This is a genomic window from Mycobacterium sp., from assembly GCF_032162105.1.
Classification (GTDB): domain Bacteria; phylum Actinomycetota; class Actinomycetes; order Mycobacteriales; family Mycobacteriaceae; genus Mycobacterium.
In genome coordinates, this window is record NZ_JAVRPS010000414.1 from 1 (window position 1) to 9,088 (window position 9,088).

Here is a 9,088-nt window from a genome sequence, read left to right on the forward strand (position 1 = left end):
CCGACGCACGTGGCCGTCGACGAAGATCGCCCCCGCCTCGGTGGAGCCGTAGCCCTCCACCAGATGTAGATCGAGGTAGGACTCAGCGAACGCCTTCAATTCTGCCGAGATCGACGCCGAGCCCGTATTCGCCGAGACGAACCGCCCGCCGAGCACGGTCTGCCGATGCTCCGCCATCACCTGCATTTCCAGCGCGACTCGATCGGCGCCGGCGGACGACCGCCGGTCCACTTCACTCTGAAACTCACCGAACAGCATGTCCCAGATCCGCGGCACGAAGGTCAATTCGGTGGGCCGCACCAGTGCGAGGTCGTCCAGGAAGGTGGAGAGGTCGCTCCTGGCCGCGAAATAGGCTGTGCCGCCGTTGCCGAGGGTCCCGTACAGGATCCCCCGCCCCATGCCGTGGCTCATCGGCATGAAGCTGAGCGCGATCGACGGCTCGGCGCCGTGCTGCCCACCCACCGCCCGAGGCGGCTTGCGCCAGAAATTGGCGACCAGGCGTTCGGGATACATGGCACCTTTCGGCGCGCCGGTGCTGCCCGAGGTATAGATCAACAACGTCAACGGGTCGTCCGCCTCGGCGACCAGCATCGGTGCGGCCGGCAGCGCCTTCCCGCGTGCGAGAGCCTCGGCCAGCGTTTCCACAACCACCGGGCTGCCTGCATGGGCCAACCGCGTGCGGGCCGCTTCGATCGCCTCGCGCTGCGCGTCCACCTCCGGGTGATAGTCGAACGCGACCAGCCGCGCGGGGGCATGGCCGGTCAGCACCAATTCGACGGCGTCGTCCAGATAATCGACACTCGAAGCGATCACGGCCGGCTCGGTCTCGGCGACGATGGGCAGCAGCTGGGCGACCGGCGCGCTGGTCTGCAGCGGAACGGACACCGCGCCCATCTGGACCAACGCCATGTCGATGGTTGTGTAGTCGACACTGGTGAAGCCCAGCACGCAGACGCGGTCGCCGGGCCGGACCGGATCGTCTGCCAGGGCGGCCGCGAATTCACGGACGTGGTCCCACACCTCGCGGTAAGTGATGGTCTCGAACCGGGGCAGCAACTCAAGGGAAGTGCGACCGGTCTCCGGGTCTTTGACGAATCGGAAGGCGCGCTGCCCGAGTGCGGGCCGGTCCGCGTAGCCCTCCATCACCGTTCGCAGAAGCTGCGGCAGTCGCACCCCGGGTTGACCGATCGCCGCAGAAACGGCCTCGCTGGGGCGGGCAGCGGCGAACTCCGGGTCGTTGGCATACAGATGGGCGATGCGGCGCGTGAGCCGCCCTTCGCGGGTATCGGTGGCCACGAGTATCACCAGTCCTTCCAAGAGGTCTTTGTCGGGGTCAGCTCCGACGCTAGCGCGGATTTCGATGAATGGCAACGCCTGGTTGCCATTTGTCGAATCGTGTTAGCGTCTTGGGCCTATGGACAGTTCGACGCGACGAACGCGGGGCGTGCAGCGCGGCCCCCGAAGCCACCAGGTGGTGGAGAAGGTTCGCGATGCCACCATGGCCGAACTGGCACGAGTGGGGTTCCCGGGGCTCACCGTCGAGGGAGTCGCCAAGGCCGCCGACGTCAATCGCACGACGATCTACCGGCGATGGCCGTCCAAGGGCGCACTGCTGCTAGCCGTCCTCGAACCGGGACTCGAGCGTTTCGATCACGATCCCGATACCGGTTCGCTGGGCGGTGATCTGCTGGCCCTGATGCTCATCATCGCGGAGAGAATGGCCTTGCCCGAGGGGCAGGCGGTCTACCGCGCGGTGGGGTCGACGTCAGAAGAACTCAAGGATCTCGTCGAAACAGTCAACGACCGTGCGCTCGGCGCATTTCGGCGCGCCTTCGATCACGCACGCGCCCGGGGCGAGGTGGGACCAATCGACGACACCGAAGTGATGACGCACCTGGCGTTCTTCGGCGTCGTGCTCTGGCGGGAGACCCGCCAGCGCCCGCCCACCGAGGAGGAGTGCCGCCGGATACTGCGAGTCCTACTCGCAGGCCTGACCGGCAGCTAGGCAGCGTCTTCGCCGGCCGTCCAGAGCTGGTCGATGGCGACGGGAGCATTGTTGAGGCTTTCGGCGGCAACCGGTTTCAGATGAGCCGGCTTCGGGTCGGCATCGGCTGTCGTGAGTTCGGCGGTGATGAATCGCGACTCAAGCCCGGTCACCGACAGGGCATGCGGCAGCCAGGTTTCGGCATGATCCCAGCCTTCGCGCGGCGTGCCCGGACCGTAAGCGCCGCCGCGGCTGGCAAGCACGATGAAGTCGGTGTCGCCGAGGAGGCCGACATGGGTCTCGGCGTCGATGGACAAGCCAGGGGCGATGATGTGGTCGACCCAGGCCTTGACCGTGCTTGGCAGACCGAAGTTGTACAGCGGGAGACCAAGCAGGACCGTGTCGGCCTGTTTGATCTCGTCGATCAATTCGACACTGAGCGCGAGCGACGCGTCTTCTGCCTCAGTACGCCGCGCCGCGGTCACCATTCGCGCCAGTCCCGTCGCGGCATCCAAGTGCGGTACCGGTTTGGCGCCGAGATCGCGGTAGGTCACCGTTGCGCCGGGATGGGCTGCCTGCCACCGGACGGCGGCCCGGGCGGTCAGTCGACGACTCACCGAGGCGTCGCCTCGGACCGAGGTGTCGATATGCAGCAGATGTGACATTCCCTAATCCTCCATACATCGTTATTGGACCGTGCGAAAACTCGGCTTGCGGTGTAATGCCCAAGTGCGCCAACGCTTCTCGACACGGGTTGCGCTCTTGGTCGCGCCCTCCAACTCGGTGCCGCGTCCTGTCGGTGGCCGACTCCCCAACCAACGCTAGCGCAGGAAAGGACAAATGGCGACATTATGTCGCCATTTTCGCTATCGTCGGCATCATTGAACAGATCGACACTCCCGAAGCCACTGCTTGTCGACCTGCGTGGCTTACCCGGGTCGATCCACGATCATTGCCAAATCCATGAGGAGAACCACCGTGAGTGCCATCAAGACCCGCTTCGGCTTTTCCAGCACCGCCGGAGAGGTCGCGGCCGGCATCGACCTGTCCGGCCATCGCGTCGTGGTCACCGGCGCGGCATCCGGGCTCGGCGTTGAGACCGCTCGCGCGCTCGCCGGTACCGGCGCCGAAATCACCCTGGCCGTGCGAAACACCGCAGCCGGCGAATGTACCGCCAAGGACATAGCCATCTCCACGGGCAACCACGCACTGCACGTCGCCGCGCTCGACCTAGCCGACCCGGACTCAATCACGGCGTTCGTCGAGTCCTGGGACGGACCTCTTCACGTGCTAGTGAACAACGCCGGAGTAATGGCCAGCCCCGAAACCCACACTGCGCACGGCTGGGAACTGCAGTTCGCGACCAACCACCTGGGCCATTTCGCGCTCGCCACCGGACTTCACCAAGCACTCGCCGCCGACGGCGCGGCCAGAATCGTGTCGGTGAGCTCCGCCGCTCACCTGCTCTCCCCGGTATTCTTCGACGACCTGCACTTCACGACGCGGCACTACGACCCATGGCTGGCCTACGGGCAGTCCAAGACCGCCAACGTGCTGTTCGCGGTAGAAGCGACTCGTCGATGGGCCCGCGACGGCATCACCGCCAATGCCCTCATGCCCGGTCTCATCATCACCAACCTGATGCGCCACATCGAGGACACGACCAGCAACCGGTTCTCCGAAGATCAGCTCAAATCCGCGCAGCAGGGTGCAGCCACATCTGTGCTACTCGCCGTGTCGCCACTGCTGGAGGGTATCGGCGGCCGCTACTTCGAAGACTGCAACCAAGCCGAGACCGCTGATCCTCCCATCGGTCGCAGCCGCACTCGCATCCGCACGGGCGTGGCGCGATACGCTCTCGACCCGGCGAACGCCGACCGACTGTGGACGGTCTCCGAAAACCTACTCAAGGCGGCCAAGTAGCGATTGGCAAGCCGCCGAAATCCGGGACGACCTTTTCAGCAGCCCGGTATGTCGGGCCAAATGGTGGAGACGGTTGGTCTCCTACCATTCGCCCGGTATTGGCACATTTACGCTGTTCCGCCAATTCTTGTCACGTACGACGCGCCCGTGAACGCCCGACCCCGCGAGCCCGTTCGGGTTGACCCCATGAGGCAAGTCGCCGCTGTGTCGGTGTCCGCGAACCCGTCGTCCGTAGCGGCAGCGTCCAGCCCAACCAGCTCGGCGACCTTCGGAGTGTTCCCGGTGAGCATCCAGGTCGGGGCGCGGGCGTCGCCCTCGGAGTATTACTCCCCCGCCCACCATGGACGCGGCGACGGTCCATCGTCGCGGGCCATGGCTTTGTTCGCGGTGTCGTTGTAGTAGCTGATGATCCACTTCGCCAACCAGGGATATCGTCAACACCTCCGATCACCTCGCCTCGGGAGCGAACCGCGTTACCGCGGAGGCATTTTCGGGTGCGCCAGAAACCAGTATCGCGGTTCCTGTGCCAAAGTGCCCACGCCCTATTTGGAGATGATGGCGTTGGAGATGTTGGGATGCAGCGGATTTGATGCGTGGAGACAGGATCGGATGGACCTGCATGGCAGGTCGATAGGTGGGTACTGTTGGGCAACAATGCTTTAGGAGATAAAAGTGAGAAGTACCTGATGACCGCTGAGGCGTCGAGCGTCGCCTGCACGCGGTAGGGAGGAATGCCGCGTTACCCGCCGCGGTGACCTACCCGATCACGAAGTTGCTATGGCCGCACCTCTCACGGTGAACGCTCGCGCCGCCATACTTGAGCGAGATCACCACCGGACGCAACCGGACAGCTACCGGGTCATCGCTGCGGCCCTTGCCCGGGATCTGCGTCCGGTCAACTCTTCGGCAATTGGGCGGGCGGGTAGGCGAGTGCGGTCGGCCCGGTCGACACACGCGACTCAGCTGCAAAGGGTGGATCGTTGGCGGCCGGTCCTCACAGAAATTCTTCTTCCCTATGGGGTCTGCCACACAACAACTTTCAAACTCGACCGAGTCGGAATGTCGGTGCCGCATCCGTCACGCCTTGGCTAGCACGCCGCCGTCGACGAGCATCGCTGAACCCGTCATGGCACTTGATGCGTCGGAGAGTAGGAATGCGATCGGCTCGGCGATCTCGCGGGTTTCGATCGGACGCCCGATGGGTTGAAAGTCGGCGAGGGATCGTTCAAGCTCGCTTCGGCCGCCGAGCATCTCGTAATGAGGGACGTTAAGTGCGGTGTCGACGAAACCCGGGCAGACGACGTTGGCGCGCACGCCCTGGTGCGCGTGGTCCAGCGCGATGGCCTTGGTGAGCATCAGGATGGCACCTTTGCTCGCGGCGTAGAGGGCAAGTTTCTTTTCGGCGCCGATCGAGTTGATGGAACCGACGTTCACAATCGATCCTGTGTGCTGCTCGATCATGATGGGCAGCGCGGCCCGACAGCACAGGTACGTTCCGCGGACGTTCACGCCGAAGATTGCGTCAAATTCGGCCAGCGTGCTGGAGGGGACGTCGTTGGGGATAAGCACGCCGGCGTTGTTGACGAGGCCGTCGAGGCGTCCGAATTGCGCGAGCGCGTCCGCGAAGCCGCGGTTGACGCTGGCTTCGTCTGTGACGTTCAGCTGGATGGGGTGCCAGCGGGCGTCGTCATGCACCGCCGAAAGGGCGGCGAGTTCACTATCGTCACGACCCGTCGGTATGACGGTGGCGCCCTGTTCGTAAACGACGTCGGCGGTGGCGGAGCCGATTCCGCCGGCCGCCCCGGTGATGAGGACGATCTTGTGGTCCAGCAGTCCCATGAGGTGTCCTAGTCTTCGGTGCGGAGGTTACGAGGCCACGGGTTGGTCGTCGGTGAGCACACCGCCGGGCTCCTCGGTGAGCGCCTCGGGCGCAAAGATCAGGTAGCCGACGAACACCAGAATCCCGATCCCCAAAACGACCGCTGCGATGATCACGGCGGTGCGGAAGTTCTCGGGCAACACAAGGGCACTCAGCTCGAAGGCCAGCCACACCAGCGATGCGCCGACGACGTAGGGCGCGGACCGGCCAAGGGTGAAGACATCGTCTGCCTTGGGCAGTCTGTCCTTCGTCACGGCGAACAGGATGACCGTGGCGAGATAGATGATGGCGGGCAGGATGGTGGCGGCGGTGAACAGGTTGCTCAGCGCGGTGGTCTGGTTTCCTACGGCGAGCATGATGACGACCAGTCCGGCGAAGATGAGCAGTGTCGCGGCGATCGGGCTGTCGGTGCGGCGGGCCACGGTGGAAAACAGTCGGCTTGCCGGGAAACGCTTGTCGCGTGCCATGGCGAAGACCATCCGCGATCCGCTCATCATGATGATCAGTGAGTTGGCGAACAGTGAGATGACGAAGATGACGAGGAAGATGTTGGCCACCACACTGCCGAGCTGAGCCTGCATGATGTCGGTGATCGGGGTGGCGCTGTTGCTGATGTCGATGACGTTGGGCATCGCCACGACCAGCGCGATCAGGAACAGCAACCCGAGCGCACCGGAGGCTGCGGTCGCCCTTATCATCGCTTTCGGAACAACCTTGGTCGGATTCTGGGTCTCTTCGGCGAGGTTTGCGATGGATTCGAAGCCCACGATAGTGAACGCGCCGAGGAGAACGGCAAGCATGAACGGCCCGTTGAAGCCGTAGTAACCGGGACCCTCGGGCACCACACCGGTGGAGGTCAGATTGGCCAGATCACCTTTGCCGCCGGCCACTGCCACGACAAGCAGCACGATCGTCAGTCCGGCGACTCCGACGATCTCGGTCACCACGGCAGCGGCGTTGATACGCGCAGCGAGTTTCGTCCCGAAGATGATGACGCCAGCCTCAATGGCCGCCACTGCGATCGTCAGCGCTTCGGCGACGTGCAGGCTGGGTGCGATGTGCAGCAGCGGCATCAGGGCCTGGGTCACGAAGCCGTAGTTGGTCGCCACCACAACCACTGCGAGGAACGCGTAGGACAGCCAGCCGAAAATCCACCCGACTTTGGGGCCAGCAAGTCGGGAGGCCCATTGGTAGGAGAACCCGGCCAGGGGGATGCGGGCGGCGAAATGCGCGTAGATGAGTGTGATGAGCAGCTGCCCGATCGCGGCCGGGATCCACATCCACAGTCCTCTCGGACCCGACGTCGCCAACAGGAAGGCGAAGGTGGTGAAGATGCCGCTGGTGATCGAGATGAAGGAGAATCCGACCGCGAACGAGCTGAACGACTTCAGCGTGCGGTCGAATTGCTGCTTGTAGCCGAACTGTTCAACGTCGGCGTCCGATGGTGTGCTCACGAATGTTCCTTGTGTCGGGAGTGGAAGGGCGTTGATGCGGGGTCGGTCTGTCGCCAGGCGGTGACCCCGGCGGTGTCGGAGAACAGCGCCGGGATGCCCCCGGTGTGCCAGAACACGATCGGGCCGTCGACTTTGGCCGCCCGGTCGACTACTGCGTGCAGCGCTTTAGCGCTGTACACCGAATCAGTTAGCACCGCTTCATTTTTCGCCAACAGATCGAATGCGGCCTGTCCGCCGGTTGTGGGAACGGCGTACGCCTCACCCAGGTATCCGCGCAGAACGGTGGGTTCGACGACGCCTGGATCCGCGCCGAGCAAGGTGTGCAGGCCGCCCTCGATCGTGACGACGTCTCGAGCAAGGTCGGTCTGGGTTTTGGCGACTCCGACGCCGATCACCTGCGGGCCTTCGGCAAGGACACGGTGTGCGAAGTCGAGACCCGCCTGCGTTCCGCCCGTCGACGTGGCGTGCATGATCGATTCCGGTGCAATCCCATGTTCGTCGAGTTGCTCGAGCAACTCGAGATAGGCCGCGACAAAGCCGAGCGCTCCGATGGGTGTCGAGCCACCCACCGGGATCATCAACGCTCGGCGACCGGCGGCGGCGAGTTCGTCGATGAGGGATCGAGCGATGGTTTCCAGCTCGTCCCAATCGTGTGTTCCGGCGAAATGCAATTCAGCGTTGAGCGCGACGTCGAGGGAGAGGTTGCCGCTGGGTCGAGAAGGCCGAGCGCCCCCCAACACCAAGTGGCAGTCCCATCCCGCCAGACATGCTGCCGCAGCGACACTTCGGGCATGGTTGGACTGCGGAGCTCCGACAGTCACCACGGTGTCGATATCGCCCCGCTCAACGGCATTGCCGAAGATGTACTCGATCTTTCGCGCCTTATTGCCGCCCAGCGCTAGGCCGGTCAGGTCGTCACGTTTGATCCAGACGTCGCCGCCTACCGCGGTGGAGAAGCGCGCGGCGTAGGTCAGTGGTGTCGGCAGGTTGGCCAGCGAGAGCCGGGGATGCCCGGAGAGCGCTTGCACCAGCTCCACTCGCGTGCACGGCATACCGGAGATCCTCTGCGTGTTCGGTGTAACCGATCAGACGATATCATTCTGTTCGGTACTAGGGACGGTAGAGTAGCCGTGGTTCGCAGTCAACAGCGCACCTAACCGGTCAGGAGACGGCCTTGGATGCTGACCTCACCCCGACCATCGGTAAGCGTCTGCGTGAGATGCGGAAGATGCGTGGGTTGACCGTCCGTGAGCAGGCCAGTCTGCTGCAGGTCAGTCCATCGACTCTGTCTGAACTCGAACGCGGAATCGCCGGGATCTCGTTGCAACGACTGCAGTCGGTTGCTCACAGCCTGGGGGTCAGCATCTCCGACCTACTCACCCACGACGAATCCCCGACTACCGAGGCCCGGCCTCTCGAAATCAGTCAGCCCGCCGATCTCGGTGCGACATCAATCCGCCGCGGACGCGGCGTGCACTACACCCTCGTGGGATCACACGGAGAGCACACGCTGCAGCCCTACCGCATCATGTTCGATGCCGGGGCCGGATATGCCGACGATCCCATCGCCCATCCGGGAGAGGAGTTCGTCTACGTCCTCTTCGGCGACGTGCACCTGCATCTGGGCGATCAGCAGCATCTGCTGACGACCGGGAGCTGCGCTCGGTTCGATAGCGGAGTGCCCCATGCGTTCTCGAACGCGTCACACTCGAACGTCGCCGGCCTGATCGGAGCGGGAACGCCACCTTGGTAACACGTTGCCGTTATCGGTCAGGATCCGCTCGGGAGCCCCGGAGGTCCGCAAAATCTCCGCCGGCGGCCATCCGCTAATCCCCAAGCGGGGCACCC

Annotated in this window: 8 protein-coding genes; 3 read left to right on the forward strand and 5 right to left on the reverse strand. The window is 64.2% G+C overall.

The window, feature by feature from the left end:
* The coding region (locus tag QOC69_RS21175) for an AMP-binding protein (RefSeq protein WP_526443222.1) at positions 1-1,296 on the reverse strand (1,296 nt) is incomplete at its 3' end.
* A 118-nt stretch (positions 1,297-1,414) separates the two neighbouring features.
* Here QOC69_RS21175 and QOC69_RS21180 point away from each other — a divergent pair.
* A complete protein-coding gene (locus tag QOC69_RS21180) occupies positions 1,415-2,005 on the forward strand; it encodes a TetR/AcrR family transcriptional regulator (RefSeq protein WP_526443224.1) in 591 nt (196 codons plus the stop codon).
* Here the strand turns inward: QOC69_RS21180 and QOC69_RS21185 are convergent.
* Positions 2,002-2,649, reverse strand: a complete 648-nt coding sequence (locus QOC69_RS21185; protein ID WP_526443226.1) for an FMN-dependent NADH-azoreductase — start codon at positions 2,647-2,649, stop codon at positions 2,002-2,004. The two genes, QOC69_RS21180 and QOC69_RS21185, sit on opposite strands and share 4 nt — an antisense overlap.
* 313 nt (positions 2,650-2,962) lie before the next feature.
* Here QOC69_RS21185 and QOC69_RS21190 point away from each other — a divergent pair, with 313 nt between their 5' ends.
* Complete coding sequence (locus QOC69_RS21190) at positions 2,963-3,907, forward strand: SDR family oxidoreductase (protein WP_526443228.1); 945 nt, start codon at positions 2,963-2,965, stop codon at positions 3,905-3,907.
* A 1,077-nt stretch (positions 3,908-4,984) separates the two neighbouring features.
* Here the strand turns inward: QOC69_RS21190 and QOC69_RS21195 are convergent.
* Genes QOC69_RS21195 through QOC69_RS21205 form a run of 3 tightly spaced genes read right to left on the reverse strand, consistent with a single transcriptional unit; the run spans position 4,985 to position 8,292 of the window.
* The gene (locus QOC69_RS21195; RefSeq protein WP_526443230.1) at positions 4,985-5,746 is read right to left on the reverse strand and encodes an SDR family NAD(P)-dependent oxidoreductase; all 762 of its coding nucleotides are present in this window, start codon (positions 5,744-5,746) and stop codon (positions 4,985-4,987) included.
* Positions 5,747-5,773: 27 nt separating this feature from the next.
* On the reverse strand, positions 5,774-7,240 hold the full coding sequence (locus QOC69_RS21200) for an amino acid permease (protein ID WP_526443232.1): 1,467 nt from the start codon (positions 7,238-7,240) through the stop codon (positions 5,774-5,776).
* Positions 7,237-8,292: a 1-aminocyclopropane-1-carboxylate deaminase/D-cysteine desulfhydrase gene (locus QOC69_RS21205; protein ID WP_526443234.1), complete on the reverse strand. Its 1,056-nt coding sequence runs from the start codon at positions 8,290-8,292 to the stop codon at positions 7,237-7,239. The genes QOC69_RS21200 and QOC69_RS21205 overlap by 4 nt, the downstream gene beginning before the upstream one ends.
* Positions 8,293-8,414: 122 nt before the next feature.
* Here QOC69_RS21205 and relB point away from each other — a divergent pair, with 122 nt between their 5' ends.
* Entirely contained in the window at positions 8,415-8,993 is a 579-nt protein-coding gene (relB, locus tag QOC69_RS21210) for a type II toxin-antitoxin system RelB family anti-toxin (RefSeq protein WP_526443236.1), read from the forward strand.
* Positions 8,994-9,088 lie beyond the last annotated feature (95 nt).

Bases quoted from the DNA above. Each gene is read 5' to 3' on its own strand.
- QOC69_RS21180 (WP_526443224.1), top strand. From the start codon at position 1,415: ATGGACAGTTCGACGCGACGAACGCGGGGCGTGCAGCGCGGCCCCCGA.
- QOC69_RS21185 (WP_526443226.1), bottom strand. From the start codon at position 2,649: ATGTCACATCTGCTGCATATCGACACCTCGGTCCGAGGCGACGCCTCG.
- QOC69_RS21195 (WP_526443230.1), bottom strand. From the start codon at position 5,746: ATGGGACTGCTGGACCACAAGATCGTCCTCATCACCGGGGCGGCCGGC.
- QOC69_RS21205 (WP_526443234.1), bottom strand. From the start codon at position 8,292: ATGCCGTGCACGCGAGTGGAGCTGGTGCAAGCGCTCTCCGGGCATCCC.